The 14129-nt window shown below is 64.3% G+C and carries 22 protein-coding genes; 8 read left to right on the top strand and 14 right to left on the bottom strand.

Going from position 1 to position 14129, the window contains the following annotated elements:
• Positions 1 to 169: 169 nt before the first annotated feature.
• Both JWQ89_RS11025 and JWQ89_RS11030 read right to left on the bottom strand, forming a co-directional pair.
• Entirely contained in the window at positions 170 to 682 is a 513-nt protein-coding gene (locus JWQ89_RS11025; protein WP_299640946.1) for a hypothetical protein, read from the bottom strand.
• Complete coding sequence (locus JWQ89_RS11030) at positions 682 to 867, bottom strand: hypothetical protein (protein ID WP_299640947.1); 186 nt, start codon at positions 865 to 867, stop codon at positions 682 to 684. Before JWQ89_RS11030 ends, JWQ89_RS11025 begins: the two co-directional genes overlap by 1 nt.
• A gap of 129 nt (positions 868 to 996) precedes the next feature.
• Here JWQ89_RS11030 and JWQ89_RS11035 point away from each other — a divergent pair, with 129 nt between their 5' ends.
• Positions 997 to 1164 (top strand): hypothetical protein, encoded by a 168-nt coding sequence (locus JWQ89_RS11035; protein WP_299640949.1) that lies wholly within the window; start codon positions 997 to 999, stop codon positions 1162 to 1164.
• A 20-nt stretch (positions 1165 to 1184) separates the two neighbouring features.
• On the opposite strand, the gene JWQ89_RS11040 is transcribed toward JWQ89_RS11035, so the two are convergent.
• Positions 1185 to 1382 carry a hypothetical protein gene (locus JWQ89_RS11040; protein ID WP_299640951.1) on the bottom strand — a complete coding sequence of 66 codons (198 nt, stop codon included), beginning with the start codon at positions 1380 to 1382 and terminating at the stop codon, positions 1185 to 1187.
• A gap of 122 nt (positions 1383 to 1504) precedes the next feature.
• Between JWQ89_RS11040 and JWQ89_RS11045 the strand changes: the two genes are divergently transcribed.
• The 6 genes from JWQ89_RS11045 to JWQ89_RS11070 all read left to right on the top strand — a co-directional run bounded on the left by JWQ89_RS11045 (position 1505) and on the right by JWQ89_RS11070 (position 5318).
• Positions 1505 to 2392: an RNA ligase family protein gene (locus JWQ89_RS11045; RefSeq protein ID WP_299640952.1), complete on the top strand. Its 888-nt coding sequence runs from the start codon at positions 1505 to 1507 to the stop codon at positions 2390 to 2392.
• A 19-nt stretch (positions 2393 to 2411) separates the two neighbouring features.
• Positions 2412 to 2591 carry a hypothetical protein gene (locus JWQ89_RS11050; protein ID WP_299640954.1) on the top strand — a complete coding sequence of 60 codons (180 nt, stop codon included), beginning with the start codon at positions 2412 to 2414 and terminating at the stop codon, positions 2589 to 2591.
• 128 nt (positions 2592 to 2719) lie between these two features.
• On the top strand, positions 2720 to 2941 hold the full coding sequence (locus tag JWQ89_RS11055; protein ID WP_299640956.1) for a hypothetical protein: 222 nt from the start codon (positions 2720 to 2722) through the stop codon (positions 2939 to 2941).
• A 313-nt stretch (positions 2942 to 3254) separates the two neighbouring features.
• Positions 3255 to 4250, top strand: coding sequence for a hypothetical protein (locus tag JWQ89_RS11060; protein WP_299640957.1), 996 nt, complete (start codon positions 3255 to 3257; stop codon positions 4248 to 4250).
• A 56-nt stretch (positions 4251 to 4306) separates the two neighbouring features.
• Positions 4307 to 4480: a hypothetical protein gene (locus JWQ89_RS11065; protein ID WP_299640958.1), complete on the top strand. Its 174-nt coding sequence runs from the start codon at positions 4307 to 4309 to the stop codon at positions 4478 to 4480.
• A 55-nt stretch (positions 4481 to 4535) separates the two neighbouring features.
• On the top strand, positions 4536 to 5318 hold the full coding sequence (locus JWQ89_RS11070) for a transporter substrate-binding domain-containing protein (protein WP_299640959.1): 783 nt from the start codon (positions 4536 to 4538) through the stop codon (positions 5316 to 5318).
• Between the two features lie 420 nt (positions 5319 to 5738).
• Here the strand turns inward: JWQ89_RS11070 and JWQ89_RS11075 are convergent, their stop codons facing one another.
• The 6 genes from JWQ89_RS11075 to JWQ89_RS11100 form a co-directional block, all read right to left on the bottom strand.
• Positions 5739 to 6113: a septal ring lytic transglycosylase RlpA family protein gene (locus tag JWQ89_RS11075; RefSeq protein WP_366143995.1), complete on the bottom strand. Its 375-nt coding sequence runs from the start codon at positions 6111 to 6113 to the stop codon at positions 5739 to 5741.
• 4 nt (positions 6114 to 6117) lie between these two features.
• Positions 6118 to 6540, bottom strand: a complete 423-nt coding sequence (locus tag JWQ89_RS11080; protein ID WP_299640960.1) for a hypothetical protein — start codon at positions 6538 to 6540, stop codon at positions 6118 to 6120.
• Positions 6524 to 6982 (bottom strand): hypothetical protein, encoded by a 459-nt coding sequence (locus tag JWQ89_RS11085; protein WP_299640961.1) that lies wholly within the window; start codon positions 6980 to 6982, stop codon positions 6524 to 6526. The genes JWQ89_RS11080 and JWQ89_RS11085 overlap by 17 nt, the downstream gene beginning before the upstream one ends.
• Positions 6979 to 7353 carry a hypothetical protein gene (locus JWQ89_RS11090; RefSeq protein ID WP_299640962.1) on the bottom strand — a complete coding sequence of 125 codons (375 nt, stop codon included), beginning with the start codon at positions 7351 to 7353 and terminating at the stop codon, positions 6979 to 6981. Before JWQ89_RS11090 ends, JWQ89_RS11085 begins: the two co-directional genes overlap by 4 nt.
• On the bottom strand, positions 7350 to 8477 hold the full coding sequence (locus JWQ89_RS11095) for a peptidoglycan-binding protein (RefSeq protein ID WP_299640963.1): 1128 nt from the start codon (positions 8475 to 8477) through the stop codon (positions 7350 to 7352). The genes JWQ89_RS11090 and JWQ89_RS11095 overlap by 4 nt, the downstream gene beginning before the upstream one ends.
• Before the next feature lie 200 nt (positions 8478 to 8677).
• Positions 8678 to 9139 (bottom strand): DUF1353 domain-containing protein, encoded by a 462-nt coding sequence (locus JWQ89_RS11100; RefSeq protein WP_299640964.1) that lies wholly within the window; start codon positions 9137 to 9139, stop codon positions 8678 to 8680.
• A 103-nt stretch (positions 9140 to 9242) separates the two neighbouring features.
• Here JWQ89_RS11100 and JWQ89_RS11105 point away from each other — a divergent pair, with 103 nt between their 5' ends.
• Positions 9243 to 10262 (top strand): acyltransferase, encoded by a 1020-nt coding sequence (locus tag JWQ89_RS11105; protein ID WP_299640965.1) that lies wholly within the window; start codon positions 9243 to 9245, stop codon positions 10260 to 10262.
• 3 nt (positions 10263 to 10265) lie between these two features.
• Here the strand turns inward: JWQ89_RS11105 and JWQ89_RS11110 are convergent, their stop codons facing one another.
• Genes JWQ89_RS11110 through JWQ89_RS11130 form a run of 5 tightly spaced genes read right to left on the bottom strand, consistent with a single transcriptional unit; the run spans position 10266 to position 14120 of the window.
• Positions 10266 to 11498, bottom strand: coding sequence for a hypothetical protein (locus JWQ89_RS11110; protein WP_299640966.1), 1233 nt, complete (start codon positions 11496 to 11498; stop codon positions 10266 to 10268).
• Between the two features lie 4 nt (positions 11499 to 11502).
• The gene (locus tag JWQ89_RS11115) at positions 11503 to 11799 is read right to left on the bottom strand and encodes a hypothetical protein (protein ID WP_299640967.1); all 297 of its coding nucleotides are present in this window, start codon (positions 11797 to 11799) and stop codon (positions 11503 to 11505) included.
• Positions 11800 to 11802: 3 nt separating this feature from the next.
• A complete protein-coding gene (locus JWQ89_RS11120; RefSeq protein ID WP_299640968.1) occupies positions 11803 to 12093 on the bottom strand; it encodes a hypothetical protein in 291 nt (96 codons plus the stop codon).
• An 11-nt stretch (positions 12094 to 12104) separates the two neighbouring features.
• Positions 12105 to 12539 (bottom strand): hypothetical protein, encoded by a 435-nt coding sequence (locus JWQ89_RS11125; protein ID WP_299640970.1) that lies wholly within the window; start codon positions 12537 to 12539, stop codon positions 12105 to 12107.
• 33 nt (positions 12540 to 12572) lie between these two features.
• The gene (locus JWQ89_RS11130; RefSeq protein ID WP_299640972.1) at positions 12573 to 14120 is read right to left on the bottom strand and encodes a DUF2793 domain-containing protein; all 1548 of its coding nucleotides are present in this window, start codon (positions 14118 to 14120) and stop codon (positions 12573 to 12575) included.
• Positions 14121 to 14129 lie beyond the last annotated feature (9 nt).

Below are 14129 nucleotides of genomic sequence, written 5' to 3' on the forward strand. Positions count from 1 at the left end.
CTATACGTTCCTTCGTGGCCTCAATTGAGAGCCTTGGCGCGGAGCTCGAGGAAGGCAGGACCGAGTGGGCGAAATGGGCGCTTCAGCAGGCCGACGCGATCGACCCTACAAAGAACGGCACGCTGAGTGCGTCAATGGCCACTTTGCGTCAGAAGTCCGATGGGAGTAACTAGCGCTCGTTCCCATTCGGCAGCTGCCAACTCAGCCGGAAGTGCTTGCTGCCGCAGCACGGAGCGGTGATCTTCTTTCCTACCTCGTCGAGCATGACCTCGGGTCCGATGGCGGCGATAAGCGTCCTCAGGTCCATCTCGGTCGCGCCCTTGCACGGCTTCACCGACTTCAGTCCCTGGTGGTGCCGCTCGCAGATGACGAAAAGCCGCCAGCCGTTGTGCATGGCGGTGGCCAGCATGGGCGGCACGCGACGGCCTCCGCGGCGCTGGATCTGGCATTTGTCGGCGTTGTAGGTGATGTCGTTGACGGCCGGCGGGCTCAGCGCTCGCTCGCAGCGGCCCGCCTTGGCGATGAGATCGAACACCGCGGCCTCGGCAACGTCGCCGAACTTGGCCAATAGTCGATCGGCTCGATAGCGCCCGCGCCTGTCGCAACGCTGGCACTCGACGGCGACGAACTTCTGTCCCAACTCCGACAAGACCGGGAATGAGCCGTTCCGCCAGGTCGTCATCAGACGCTCTTGAATGGCACCCGGCTTTTGCGCTTGAAAGGCTTCTCCGGGCGGCTGAGCGCCGCCTTCACCAAGCTGAGGTCGGCGCCGGTCATCTGCGCTATGTCCTTCGGCTCGAGGTAGGGATGATCGGCCTTGATCTGGCGGATGCGGGCTGACTGATTGGGTTGGACGGCTATGGTCATGGTCACCTCCGATCGTCTGAGGTGAGGACTCATAGCACCGTGAACAAAGTGGGAACAGCCGCTAGGGATTGCGGTCTAGGCGTCGCCGGTCATACTAGACCGATGCCTGAGCGAGAGGAAATCGAGGACATGGCGGGTCGCTCGGTCGAGCGGCGGGTCTCCGATGCTGCCGCGCTGGCCTGGCTCAACGAGATTAAGGCGCGTCCGAACCGCACGCCGGCCGAAGAAGCGTTGGTAGAGGAGATCGACGCCGCCTGGCGTGAGGCCGCCGCCCGAGACCAAACGAAACAGGGGTGAGTTCGCCGGGGCACGGCTAGCTAGTCATCGATCCCATGGCGCTCGCGCAGCCAGGCCCGCAGCGACGGCGACAAGTCCAGCTTCGCGATCATTTCCCTCACCACCTCCTGGTCTGACTTCGGCTGCCCGTCGGCGGAGAGCGCCCGGCTGCGCTCGATCGCGGCGCCGATGGTCTGGCGCACGCTTGGTGCTGGGGGCTTGGCAGGGAATTTCGGCATCAACGCGCCTCGAGTTACTGCGAAGCCGACTCAACCTCCCGGCCCTTGCCCTCGTTCCGAGGAAACGAATCAGTGATCGCGGAAGGACTCGGATTCCTGCGTTCCCGTATTAAGTTCGGGACATGCTGTTAGAGAAGTCCGCCCTCCGATATATCCAGCCCGCGAAGCCCCGCCTGGTCGACGACGCGCCGGCCGGTCCGAACTGGCTGCACGAGGTGAAGTTCGACGGCTACCGCACCCAGCTGCATGTCGAGGCCGGCACCGCCAGGGCGTTCAGTTCCAGCGGGGCGGACTGGACCGGCAAGTATCCGCAGATCGTCGCGGCCGCGGCCCGGTTGCGCTGCGCCTCGGCCATCCTCGACGGTGAGGTGTACCTCCCCGACAAGCACGGTGCCTCCGATTTCGCTGGTCTCCCCTCCGCCATCCGGTGGCGGCCACAAGAATTGATCTTCGTGGCCTTCGACTTGATGCATATCGACGGCACCGACGTGCGCGCGTACCCGATCGAGGAGCGGCGTGAGGCCCTGCGGGAACTGCTGCAAAGCGCCCCCGCCCAGTGCCTCGCCTTCAGCGAGGAGCTCGGCGTCGACGGGCCCGAGGCCTTCGCCGCTATCGACAGGATGGGGCTCGAGGGCGTCGTGTCGAAGCGCCGCGGCAGCCGCTACAAGAGCGGCGATACCGACCTGTGGCTGAAGACCAAGACATTCACGGTGGGTGAGTTCGAGGTGATCGGCGCTGACCTGTCGCAGTCCGGTGTGCCAGTGGCGATCCTGGCGCGACGCGACGAACACGGCCTGCACTACGCTGGGGATGCCTCCATCACGCTGAAGGCGGCGGACCGCGAGGACTTCTGGGCTTATGCCGAGGCGAACACTCTCGACGCCCCCGTACTGCCGCTGAAGCGTCGCGGCACCTGGCTGAAGCCGGGGCTATCGGCGAAGGTGAAGCACCTGCGCGGCGACGGCATGTTGCGCCACGCCAGCCTCAAGGGGATTAGCCGTGCCCGTTAGCGCCGGTCCAGAGCCCGGAATGCCCAAGGTCGAGTTCCTCGACGAGAACAAGACCCTCGCGCGATGGACCTTTGCCAACTCGCACTTCGCAACGCAGCGAGCCCAGTTCAGGTACTGGTGCGGGTGGTTCGGCTTCGACCCGGACGACCAGCCGCACGAGGTGGTGGGGAACGCCTGGCTGGTGCGCAAGCACCGCTAGCAGCGACCGTCCCGCGCCCTTTTCGACCGTTCGGAGAGCTACTTCGATTTGGGCTGTAGCTCGAATGGGGCAATTACCCACCCTTTGCCGAAAAGCGACAATATCTTCCTCAACAGAGGAGGGTAACGATGAAGCTCAGAGCGGCTATACTTGTCTGTGCCATTTCGGCATTGACGACAATCCCGGCTATGGCCGTGCCGGTGGACAAGAATCCGAACGCCAACGGCAACGGCTATGCGGTGGGGGCTACGGGGCCGGTTGCCGGGGCAGGCCTGGCCTTCCTCGCAGCTGGCGGCGGGTATCTGCTGCTCCGGTTCCGCAAACGCAAAACCGGTTCTCGACCGGAATAGCACTAGGCTCTGGCCGTAGTTGTTTTCCTGACGATACCCCTCTCCACCGCAACGGGGGGTGTCCGAGCAGCGGGCAGCTTCCTGGTGGCCCATGAAGCGCCCGCTGCGTCACGCGCCCGCCGGATACTGACCACCGGAGGGGCAATAGGGGCCCCGTGGAGACTCGCAGCCGGTTTTGGCTAGGCGGTACCATTCGAGCGGTTCTTGCCCGTCCTGAGCGAAATTTATGGGCCCCGGCGACCCTCACGGGGCGGACGCTTGCGCATCTCTCCGTGATGGGCGAGGCTGCATCGCTTCGAGGGGTCGGGGGGCCATGGACGCAGAAAGCCTGTTCGAGACATACGCGGCCACGAAGGTAACGGTTGTCAGCGGTGATCTGGTTTCCAACCAAGCCAGTTGGCTAGACCAGGAGGTCTACCCCTCTCTGGAGGCGGCCAGTCGAGCAGCTCGGGACGATGCCCGTCATGCTGGCAAGGTGATGCAGATGATATTGCATCTACCTGGCAATCTCGACCGCCCCCTCACGACCGACGAAATACGAGAGGTGCTCAAGCCGCGGCGGGAGTATCACAACGCCGTTCGGACGGGCCTTCGCTTGGCACGGGATCGGATCGAACCGCTCGCCAACCAGCTCACGAGCATCGTCATCGAGTTCAACAACGATGGGCGGCTCGGGAGCCCGAGGCACCTTGAAGCCATGCGCAAGGTCTGTACGGGGACGCTGCGCGAGGCGGGCGAGGTAATCGTGCGAACGCTCATCGCCCGCAAAGGCGACAACGCGGGCAACCGTCGCGAGGAATTGGCCTCCGCTATCGGAGAACTTATCCCGCCCATCCAGCGTGAGTTCGATGCGCACGACGGAACACCGCTGCTCTCCAAGCCCATCGAGGAACGGGCCGCGCTCGACGTGGAATTGGCGCGCATCGTGAGCCGTATCTTGCTCGATTTTGACGAGGGAGTTTATCACATGGCCGAAGAGCCGGAACGCGGCGGAAATATCCACATCGGCCGCATCGACCAGATGGCCGGACATATCGGCTTCGGCAACTCAGGCAACGTGCGCGCCGAGCAGACCATGAACCAGGCGGCTCTGTTTCAGAGCCTGTCGTCAGCCCTCCAGAGCGCCATAGCTGACAAGGCGGAACTGGAGAAGCTGTTGGCGCTCGTTCAGCGGATGGATCAGCAGCGGACCGTACCCGCGCTCTTTGCGGCGGCCTATGGCGAGTTCATCGCTGCAGCAGCGAACCACATGCAGATCGTTGCCCCTTTCCTGCCGGCCCTTCTGCCCTTCCTGGGCGGGGGAGTGTAGGACAACATGGAGAAGTTCAATCTTGAGCACTGCTGGTAGCTGCGGCTGGAGTGGCGATGGCCGCGGCACCGACGGCCATCGGACACAAGGCCCTACGTCTGATCGGCATCGGCTTTCTCTGCTTCGGCATAGGCGAATGGATCAACCGGCCGATCGTGCAGCAGCCCTACGCGGGGGGCGAAAATCGGATCGCCCCGGCGTTCGAATACCGGCGGGCGGTATCGGCCTAGTGCCCCCACGAGCCATTTGATATCCCCTTTTTCAGAAAGAGGAGACGAATCAATCATGTGTCGTAAACTGAAAACTCTAGGAGTGCTGTCGGCATTGGCGGCAATGGCGATAGTCGCGCTGCCCGCTTCTGCGCAGGAAGTCCTTAAAGCCGCCGGGGGCGCGGGACCGGGCGCGCCATATCATGTCGTCGATCCGGCAACGAAGGCGCAGAGCGGCATCATGGTGGATCTGCTCAACGCCATCGGAAAGGACGCTGGGTTCACCGTGGAATACGTCGAACCAATCCCGGTCGCCGACCTGATTCCTTCGCTGGTAGAGGGCAAGATCGACGTTATCGCGAACAACCTCGGGATCACAGACGAGCGGCTGAAGCTCATCGATTTCTCGATCCCGTTCTTCAACGCTGGCGAAACCCTGCTGGTGCTCGAGACCGACACAACCGGCTACGAAGAACTCGATCACCTGAAGGGCGCAAAGGTCGGCGCTGTGAAGGGCTCGCTCTATGAGCCGGCGCTGATTGCCATGGGCGACAAGCTCGACGAAGTGAAGCTCTACGCGACGACTGCCGAGGTCGCTGACGCGGTTCTGAAAGGAGAGGTCAAGGCAGGCGTACTATCGAGCGTGCCAGTGGAGTACGCGCTGTCGCAAGGCAATTACAAAGGGCTGAAGATTGTCCCAACCTACCAGCAGACGCTAACGAGCCAGCTTGGTCTCGGCATCGCTAAGGGTAGGCCCGAGCTGCTGAAGCGGATCAACGACTCACTGGGCAAACTCATCGCCGACGGTACCGTGGCGACGATCTTCTCCGCGAACGGGATCAAATGGATCGCACCATAATCGATTCGTGACCTACGCTGATCAGGCGCGGCGCCCGACGCCGAGCAGCAGCAGGCCGACTGTTCCGCTCACCACGTCCGACGACCTAGGCGGCAGCTCTGCACCCTTGAAGCTGACAACGAGCTGCTGCCCCTGGGTTCCCAGGTAGTTCCTTCTTAGTCCAGCACTTCGACGACCGTCGCGCTGGTAGCGCGGCGGGATGTTCGGCGGGTAGTAGGGGCAGGAACGACCCCGACCTCCCTTGAGGGAAGCCGGGGCCAGTGCTTAGGGAGTCACGTATCCAAACTATTCCATCTTCGCCGCGGCCCGGATCAATTCCTCGCGAAGCCGGTCTACTGCTGAGCTAAAGCAGGATCATCCCGACGATCATCGCCGTCCCGAGCAGCATGATCACCACGTCGGAAGCGCGGAGCCAGCCCATCACAGCCGCTCCACGCACACACGCCCGACGCCGGCATGGGTCAGCCCGATACGGCGTGCGGCCGCAGTCGATATATCCAACGACCGGCCACGAATGAACGGCCCGCGATCCCTTACGATCAGCACCACCGACTTGCCTCGATAGCTGACCCTGATCTTCGTGCCGAACGTCCACGAGCGATGGGCGGCAACCATCTGCGTGCCGTCGAAATAGGACCCGTCAGCGGTGCGCCGACCCGATTCCGCGCCATAGTGCGAGGCGGTGACAAGTTGCCCCTGGCATTGGGTGGCGAGCGCGGGCGTGCCCAAGAAAAAGGTCGCGCATCCGAGGATGGCGGCCGATGCTGCAAACGCAGCGATGATCGGGTGTTTCATCTCTTCATCCGGTTGAGGGTTTCTTCCGAGTGGGTATGCGCCGGCGTAGCGGCCGTTCCTCTGCAAGCCGACGTTCGAAAAGCTGCTGGGCGCGGTCCTCGACTTCTTCCTGTGTGGCCTGGGCTTCGAGGTGCTCTTCGTAGAGTTTGGCGAGGCCCTTGATCGCGTCAGCGGTCGCCTCGAGATGCATGTTGGTGCGGACCTGTTGCTGGATCAGGAGGCCGACCCCCTCGACCAGTTCCTTCACCGGCCCCATGTCCGCCAGCTGCCCGGCGGCATAGAACTCCTGCACTTTGGGCCGGTCCGGGCCTTCCTTCTTCCCGATGGTCCGGCTGTAGGCAGCGAACCCGGCGGCAAGGATCACGAAGGCCACCGTTGCAAAGCCGGTGTATTCCTGGGGGATGCCGAGACTAGTGAGCCATTCCATCGCTTGCCGCCTTAGCTCTGCCGGTGTCGCGCCACGCGTGAAAGATGCACCAGAGCTCCAAGGCAAGGGGCAGCGGGTAGATGCGATTTCCGGCCGTTGCGACCGCGCTCACCGACAATAGGACCATGAACCAGAAGGCCGCCGACGCTATGGCGGTAATGCCCCGGACATGCGGGGAGTATTTCGAATAGGCAGTATCGGCGAAGGTGCCGTTGACCGCGAGGGCGAGCAGCCGGGCAAGCCCCGCGGCGATGCAGAGCCAGCCCCAGGCATTCTCCGGGAGGTACTGCGTCATCCCTTGCCATGCTGTGACGTTGGCCCAGGCATCGTTCGCCCCGACGAGACCGAGCCCGTAGTTGGTCAGGGTGAGGCCCATGAACCACTCGGTGACGCGGGACTCGAAGTGGGTTTTGATCCCGGTGACGATCCTGAAAAACATCACCCCGACCTCTTCTTCCAAGGGCCATCGAAGATCGTCGGTCGGGGCTTCTTCTTCCTGCCGAACTCAAACGGGCCACGGGCATCCGCGCCGCCGTTGAGCTCGCCGCCGGTGAATTCCTCCGGCGCCGGCTTGGACGTCGGTTTCTTCGGCAGCACGGCGAGCACCAGCCCGAGGATGATCGCCCCCGCTCCGGCAACGGCTGGCCAGCCGCCGAACTGCTTCACCGCCTTGGCGAAACCCCAGAGGGCACCGATGATGATTGCCAGCGTGCCGCCGACGATGAGCGTCTGAACGAACCAGCCGAGGCCGTTCCACCAGGCCCATGCCGCGCGTTGGGCATGGCAACTGATGTCGAGAAGGGTGCAGTTCATCGCCGCGCCCCTTCCTGCACTGCCGCGACGGAAGCCTGCTCGCCCTTCCGGCCATTGAGGTAGAGCCAGCCAGCGACGGCGAAGAAGATCAGCAGATAGACCCACCAGTCGATGAAGCCGAGCACGTCAAGGATGGGCTGGGCACCATCGCGAATATCCTCAAAGCTGCCGACCACCCAATTGCCGAAGCCGACAGCGGCAGTGCCGATCATGCCCCAGAGGCCGGCCACCTTGGTGAACCAGTTGGCTTTTGCCTCCGGTGCTGCGTCGCGCACCTCTTTGGCCGTAGCATCCTGCCGAGCCGTGGAGATTTCTCGGGGCTTGGCCTTGGCCAGTGCGACCAACAGACTGCTGTCGATAGTCGATCCGAGCGGCAGGCCGGCGTCGTGCCGGAAGATCAGGATCGCCTTTTCGGTGAAGTCGCCGAAGTCGCCGTCGACGTTGCCGATCTCGGTATAGCCGAGCTCCTTTAGCCGACGCTGCACCTGGGCAACGACCTCGTTGTTGCGGGCGCCCTTCACGGGAAAGTCTTGCGGAGGTGCCGGGCGCGGCTTCGGCGCCGGTTTCCCTCTTACGCTGGCGAGGATGGCCTCGAGCTCGTCGGCTTCTATCTGCGACTTGTTCACACCATCGCCGGCGTAATAGCTCTCTCCCCGCGTGACGGTCCGCTGCGCGCCCTTGAGCGTGGAGAGGACGGGCATGGACGCCCATTCCTTGGCCAGCGCGAGGGCGAATGCCGACGGCGTGATCTGGCCGCTGGTGAAGGCCTGCCAGCCGCGCGCCGTCAGCAGTGCATAGCCGAGGCGGTCCTGCAGGTCCGGGGTGAATTTGGCCGAACCGGGAATGCCGAGCTGCGCCACCAGGCCGGCGAGGGTCTTGCGGATGATCTGGTATTTGCCGGCTGCCGAGCCGCGGTGCTTCTTGCCCTTGATCGTCCAACCCGTCGAGCCCCAGACCTTCTGAGCCGCGAGCAGTTCATCGATCGTGTAGTCGGTGAGCGGCTTGGGGAGCTTGGCCTGCTGATGGAACACCAGCACGTCATAGGCCTCGCGGCCCGACTCGCCGGTCTCTGCCCGGCCGATGAAGTCGAGCAGCGTCGCCGCCCCCGCAGGTGCGTTGGTCATGGTGGTCTCCGTTGACGTTGGTGACGTTGCCGCGCGAGAGTGCGGCGGGGGCTAGACGATCCTGCTTGAGGACCTTCGGATCATCGCCAGAGGCTTGAGGACCAACCGCCGCTTCCGCGAGGGGGTGGTGTTGCTCGTCCTGCTATGGGGCGCTGCGGTGTGGCTGGGGCTTAGGCTGCTGGCGGCTCTATAGGCGCGCCCTACCAGCGATCGCTAGCCAGCAGCACCGCGAGGAACATCACGACGCGCCGCCACAGGGTCACGCCGTCCGCGCGCAGTGCGTTGTAGAACTCCCCGGCTGCAGTCATGTGGCACCAGTCCTCATAGAGCAGGAAGTCGTGCACGATGGCGGCCTTGGCTATCTCGGGGCTGTAGCCGTTGAACCGGGAGCCTACCCAGCCGCCGACAGCCCCGCCGAGTAGCGCACCTGCCAGCGCCCACCACGACCCCAGCAGGAGGCCGAGCAGGCCCAGCGGCAGGCCGAGGGCCAGGCCAACCGCTACACCCAACCACCAGGGGATCGATGCGAGATCGGTGACGAACCCGGCCGGGGCTTCGATGAACAAGCCGGTACCGAGCTTGCCTACCTCCCACACCAGCGGCGTCACCAACTGCCAGTCGCCGTCTAGCGGCTGGATCTGGGCGGTGGTGTAGATGCTCATCGACACGCGACTGAAGGTGCGTTGGTCATGGTGCTGGTCTTTTCACTGGACTGGCGCCGCACTATTGGATGAAGTTGCGCCGCAGAGGTGAGGGTTAAAAGCAATGGTAGGTCGTGAAATCATCGCGCCGTTGCATGGGTTGCGCGGCATCGCAGCCATGACGGTGGTTCTGGGACACGTCGGCGACATCACGAAGGTGCTTGTGATCTCGCCAGCGTGCGGGGTGCTATTGTTTTTCTCCCTGAGCGGATACCTGATGATGCACTTGTATGGCGCCGCGACTTTCAGCCTGCGCTCGGCGTGGTCGTTCGCAGTGGCGAGGTTCGCGCGTATCTATCCGCTCTTTGCTGCTGTCATTGTCGCCAATGTCATGCTCGACATCTGGCTGGGGAAATCGCCGTTCCAGTTCGGTGTTGACCAGCTAGCGCCTCATCTGCTGCTCGCGGGCGCAGGACTGACGGTCTGGACCGTAAGCGTCGAGTGTCAGTTCTACGGGCTGTTTCTCATCGCGTGGATCGCGCACCAGACCGTCTTTCGCAAGAACGATGCCGCCTTCGCTGCCTTCCTGGTTGCCGGCCTTGGCGTACTATGGATGCTTGGGTTGCAGGGCGGCCGCATCGACATCCTGCATTACCTGCACCTCTTTGTGCTCGGCATGCTTGCCGCCATCGTCATGAGGAAAACCGGCGGCGCCACTATGGTCCGGATAGCCGGTTGGGCAGCGATCCCTCTCGCTGCCAGTTACTTGGCGATCTGTCTCTACTACGCGCCGGTTTTTGCTCCAGGCCAGCGGATATTCTCCGAGATGTGGGTCAGCGTGGTTGTGGCAGGCCTCGTAGGCGCACTCGCCATGGCCCCCAAGTCCTTGGCCGGACGGGTTCTCGGCAGCGCGCCCCTCGTCTGGCTCGGCGAGATTTCATTCGGCATCTACCTGCTCCAGCGACCCGTGATGTTCTTCCTCGCCGCCGTTCCCGGCCTCAATCGCTACACCTGGGCTGCGCTGGTTATCCTCCTGACCATCCTAGCGGCTTGGGTGGCGCATCTGTCGATCGAGCGGCCCGCGAGATACTGGATCAGGCGGGGGTCGGTTCAGCCTCTTTCGATCCCTGTACCTACCCCCTGACTGCTATGCCGGTCGGACTGCGATGGTCACAGCCGCACCGTTTGTCGAAGCGTTAAACGTGAACACACCCGGGTCCTCGGAGGCCGCTTGCAGATTGCGGGTGGCAGAAGCCAATTGGGCGGTTTGGGCCGATGTGCCGGCGAGCAACTGGTTGCTGGAATAGTTCGTCGGATAACTCGCAACGCCTGTGGTGGTGGACCTCTTGCCTCCCGAAGCAATCCACAGCGTATTCACTGAACCCCAGCTCGGCGTTAGTGACGGAGGGTCGGCGGTCGTAGTGCTCGCAATCAGGGCCGAGGCGATTTCAGGAACACCCTGATAGCCGGTGATCCTGAATGAGTTGACACAATACGAGCCGTTGCCGCTAGCCGTGAATGTGACCGATGCCCCTTCAGATCCCGAAGCCACCTTGTATGCCACGAAGAAGGTGTCGGTGGTGGAATTGCTATCGTACAGGATCGTCCACCCGGACGCGGAGTGCGTTCTGGCCGTGCTCGGGTTTCCCTGCCCAATGACAATGAGCAGGTCGCCAGCGGTAATGCCTGCCGGCAGGCTAGCTGCGTGCGTCGTAACGGCGGCTGTAGTTGGGCCGTTGGAGTTTGTCGCTGCGACAACGGGAAATGTGCCACCCGCCGCGTACGTCAGCGTCGCGGACTGCCCGGTCAGGGCGAAGGCCCCGGCGGCCGCCGCCATCCGCTTTGCGGTCCTGAGTGTCGCCGCTTGTCCGGTAAGCGCGAACGATCCCGCTGCGGCAACGATCTTGCGGGAGACGCGAACCCCGGCGGCTTGGCCGGTGAGCGCGAAGCTGCCGGCAGCGGCAGCCATATTGAGGCCCTTGCGGAGCACCGCAGACGTGCCGGTGAGCGCGAACGAACCGGCGCCGGCGGTGACACGACGGGCGCGCTTGAGACCGGCGTCCTGCCCGGACAGTGCAAAGCTGCCAGCCCCTGCCGCGATGGATTTCCCGCGCTTGAGGGTCGCGTTTTGCCCTGTAAGGGCAAAGCTCCCCGGCGCCGCCGCCACCCGCTTGGCGCGCAACAGCGCCGCGTTCTGTCCTGACAGGAGGAACGCTCCGCTGCCGGCCGACAGAACCACACCCCGGATCAGCCGCAGAACAGCCGCCCCGCCAGTGAGCGCGAAGCTCCCGGCAGCGGCGCGAAGTCTCTTGCTGCGGAACTGCGCCCGACGGATGCGAGCGTATCCGGGCAATGCCCGGCTGATCAGGCGACGCCTCATCTGACTACCTGATTTCCCAGAATGGCCGCTCTTCGGGAATGGCATTGGGACCGCTGCCGGCGGAGCCGCCTACGCAGAAGCGCCGGTGCTTCTTCCCGCAGGTGCAGGTGAAGATGTAGATGTCAGGCACGCCGCGGTCGCGGTCGGCCTCGCAGGAGTACCAGGCTTCAAGCGTGTGGTTCTCGGGATGGCGGCAGCACGATGCGATGAGCTGGTTCTGCTCGAGCGCCTCGATGTACTTGGGCGGAATGAGGTTGCCGAGCTTGGCAACGGGATATGGCGGACAAGCGAGGTGCTGCATGGCTCAGGCGCTCTTGCCGCGACCTGCAGTCAAACGCTTGCCGTCCGGGACCGGCGCATCCTCAGCAACACGCCGTCCGACCAGGAGCCCATCGGCGCGGCCGATCGGCTCGCCCGCCGCACAGACCTCGTAAAGTGCTGCGAGATAGGTTTCCTTGGTGACAGGCTTCTCGACGAGAACCTGGATATGGCCCGTCTTGGGCTCGACCTCTCGCCAGTCTTCGAATGTGCGGTGCTTCTCAAAGGCCGCCTGCACGCGGGCGACCATGATGTCACGGGATTCTGCGGTGCGCATGGGTCTGCTCCTCAAGCCAGCGTTGCGAGAGAGGCGCCGAAGTCGAGGGTGACACTCTCCCCCGCCGCGACGGTAAAGGTCGCGCCATAGTCCCACGAACCGAACAACGGATCGGCCGGGGAAGTCGGCGTGTCATCGTAGGCCGAGAAATAGCGGCCGGTTGTCGAGGATCCGAGATTGCCGGTGACGGCCGTCCAGGTCACGTCCACCGCCGTCGACGTCACCGTGCCGCCGGTGCGGGTGGAGTTGAAGGTGATATTCTCACCCCCGGTGTTGTATCCGTTCGATCCGCCGATCTGCGTCAGGTCGGACAAGGTTGCGTCGGTCGCAACCACTGGAGCGTCGGTGTGGATCACCGCCTTCCAGGTGTCGGTCGCCCCGTAGAAGTCGATGATCTTATTTGCGAGATGTTCGACGAACGCCTCGTATTTCACAAAGGTCGCCATCAGCGAGCCTCCTTGCTTTTAGGGTTTGATCTCTCACCACACCGTCACGCGCACGCGGCCATCGCCGCCCTTGCCGGAATTGCCTGCCTCGTTGCCGCCGCCACCGCCGCCCGGTTGTGCCCCGGCCGTAGCCGCGACACCCCCGCCGTCAGCTCCAGCGCCGCCGTTGCCGCCATGCGTCGAGACGCCGCCGATGTTGCCGGGCGTATTGCCACCACCACCACCACCACCACCGCCACGCATGGACCCGCCGCCAGCTCCGCCTTGGAGGGAGGATGTCGCTCCGCCGCCACCGCCGCCGCCACCAGAGACCGACTCTCCGCCTGCCCCGGTGCCGGAGCCACCACCACCGCCGCCAAACACCGAGGCCACGCCCGGCGATCCAGATGCTCCGCCAATGGGTGAACCGCCCGCGCCCGCGCTGGAGGCGGACTTTTGCCCCCCGCCCCCGCCGCCTGTGGTCCCGACGCCACCACCACCGCCGTAGGCGACGACATGCGAGCCTAATGACGTATTGCCACCCGCCTGGCCATCGGTGCTGTCAACCGTTCGCGCGGCGCCGCCTGCGCCAACAGTAACTGTTTCCGTCGCACCCAAACTGGAAAGAGGGACAAGGCGCTCGACGTAGGCACCGCCACCACCGCCGCCGCCGCCGTTGCCGTTCGATCCGCGGCGTCCCGACCCGCCAGCACCCCAGCACTGAATCAGCGCGACGTTGCCCTTGCTCGGCTTCGTCCATGTCGACGCACCGGCGGTGCTGAAGTCCTGATAGTCCGACCCCGCGCCACCCAGCCACGCGCCGCCGACGTAGCTGACCTCGAAACCGAAGTCCCGGTGGAACACCGTGGCGCCCTCATAGGCGTCAATGAAGGCCCATGCCGCGCTCTCGTAGTAAGCGATGTCCCCGGCATGGCCGACGAAGGCCCCGGTCGGAACTGTGCCCACCAGCCAGAACGTATCCGCCGCCGGCGAGCCGGGAGGCGTGTTCAGCGTCTCTTCCACCGCAACGCCGGCCGCCATGAGCAGCGCCCGGGGTGGAACCGAGCCGTCGGCATACTCGACTGCGAAGCCCGTCCAGCCCGAGGCGGTGAATTGCTGGTTGGTCCCGGTGTCCTCATTGAACACCGTGAGCCCGATTTCCGGCGCGGCATATACCCAGCCGCGCCGGGTGTAGACCGCCAGGTCATCATCACGCCCAGCAAAGGCGCCCGTTGCCGCTGTCCCGACCCGATAGACATCCCCCACCACTGGGGACCCGGGCGGGGCCGTCGCGATGCTGAGCACCGAGTTGCGCGAGATCGCCGCGGCTTCCTCGATGTGGTAGCGCAGCCCGTTGCCCGAGACGAGGCAAGTCAGCCCATCGTCGGCCGTTGTCGAGTCCGTCGTGTCGAGGAAATAGTCGTACCCCGTCGCCGCGTAGTGGATCAGCAGCGGTGGTTCGCCCACGTCGAAGTCGAGATCGACAAGGCTCTCGCCGACGTTCAGCACGTAGCCGAAGCGTTTGACCATCGCCTCGAGCAACGTACCCGTGACAAGGCCGGCCGTGGCTGCCGCAGCGGTCCGGATGGGGTTCTGAGCCATGATGTCCCT

The sequence above is a fragment of the Devosia sp. genome (assembly GCF_028290645.1).
Lineage (GTDB): Bacteria > Pseudomonadota > Alphaproteobacteria > Rhizobiales > Devosiaceae > Devosia_A.

What these genes read in the sequence shown, in the direction of transcription:
- JWQ89_RS11025 (WP_299640946.1), bottom strand. Translation starts at nt 682, where the DNA reads ATGACGACCTGGCGGAACGGCTCATTCCCGGTCTTGTCGGAGTTGGGA.
- JWQ89_RS11030 (WP_299640947.1), bottom strand. Translation starts at nt 867, where the DNA reads ATGACCATAGCCGTCCAACCCAATCAGTCAGCCCGCATCCGCCAGATC.
- JWQ89_RS11035 (WP_299640949.1), top strand. Translation starts at nt 997, where the DNA reads ATGGCGGGTCGCTCGGTCGAGCGGCGGGTCTCCGATGCTGCCGCGCTG.
- JWQ89_RS11040 (WP_299640951.1), bottom strand. Translation starts at nt 1,382, where the DNA reads ATGCCGAAATTCCCTGCCAAGCCCCCAGCACCAAGCGTGCGCCAGACC.
- JWQ89_RS11045 (WP_299640952.1), top strand. Translation starts at nt 1,505, where the DNA reads ATGCTGTTAGAGAAGTCCGCCCTCCGATATATCCAGCCCGCGAAGCCC.
- JWQ89_RS11050 (WP_299640954.1), top strand. Translation starts at nt 2,412, where the DNA reads ATGCCCAAGGTCGAGTTCCTCGACGAGAACAAGACCCTCGCGCGATGG.
- JWQ89_RS11055 (WP_299640956.1), top strand. Translation starts at nt 2,720, where the DNA reads ATGAAGCTCAGAGCGGCTATACTTGTCTGTGCCATTTCGGCATTGACG.
- JWQ89_RS11060 (WP_299640957.1), top strand. Translation starts at nt 3,255, where the DNA reads ATGGACGCAGAAAGCCTGTTCGAGACATACGCGGCCACGAAGGTAACG.
- JWQ89_RS11065 (WP_299640958.1), top strand. Translation starts at nt 4,307, where the DNA reads ATGGCCGCGGCACCGACGGCCATCGGACACAAGGCCCTACGTCTGATC.
- JWQ89_RS11070 (WP_299640959.1), top strand. Translation starts at nt 4,536, where the DNA reads ATGTGTCGTAAACTGAAAACTCTAGGAGTGCTGTCGGCATTGGCGGCA.
- JWQ89_RS11075 (WP_366143995.1), bottom strand. Translation starts at nt 6,113, where the DNA reads ATGAAACACCCGATCATCGCTGCGTTTGCAGCATCGGCCGCCATCCTC.
- JWQ89_RS11080 (WP_299640960.1), bottom strand. Translation starts at nt 6,540, where the DNA reads ATGGAATGGCTCACTAGTCTCGGCATCCCCCAGGAATACACCGGCTTT.
- JWQ89_RS11090 (WP_299640962.1), bottom strand. Translation starts at nt 7,353, where the DNA reads ATGAACTGCACCCTTCTCGACATCAGTTGCCATGCCCAACGCGCGGCA.
- JWQ89_RS11095 (WP_299640963.1), bottom strand. Translation starts at nt 8,477, where the DNA reads ATGACCAACGCACCTGCGGGGGCGGCGACGCTGCTCGACTTCATCGGC.
- JWQ89_RS11100 (WP_299640964.1), bottom strand. Translation starts at nt 9,139, where the DNA reads ATGAGCATCTACACCACCGCCCAGATCCAGCCGCTAGACGGCGACTGG.
- JWQ89_RS11105 (WP_299640965.1), top strand. Translation starts at nt 9,243, where the DNA reads ATGGTAGGTCGTGAAATCATCGCGCCGTTGCATGGGTTGCGCGGCATC.
- JWQ89_RS11110 (WP_299640966.1), bottom strand. Translation starts at nt 11,498, where the DNA reads ATGAGGCGTCGCCTGATCAGCCGGGCATTGCCCGGATACGCTCGCATC.
- JWQ89_RS11115 (WP_299640967.1), bottom strand. Translation starts at nt 11,799, where the DNA reads ATGCAGCACCTCGCTTGTCCGCCATATCCCGTTGCCAAGCTCGGCAAC.
- JWQ89_RS11120 (WP_299640968.1), bottom strand. Translation starts at nt 12,093, where the DNA reads ATGCGCACCGCAGAATCCCGTGACATCATGGTCGCCCGCGTGCAGGCG.
- JWQ89_RS11125 (WP_299640970.1), bottom strand. Translation starts at nt 12,539, where the DNA reads ATGGCGACCTTTGTGAAATACGAGGCGTTCGTCGAACATCTCGCAAAT.
- JWQ89_RS11130 (WP_299640972.1), bottom strand. Translation starts at nt 14,120, where the DNA reads ATGGCTCAGAACCCCATCCGGACCGCTGCGGCAGCCACGGCCGGCCTT.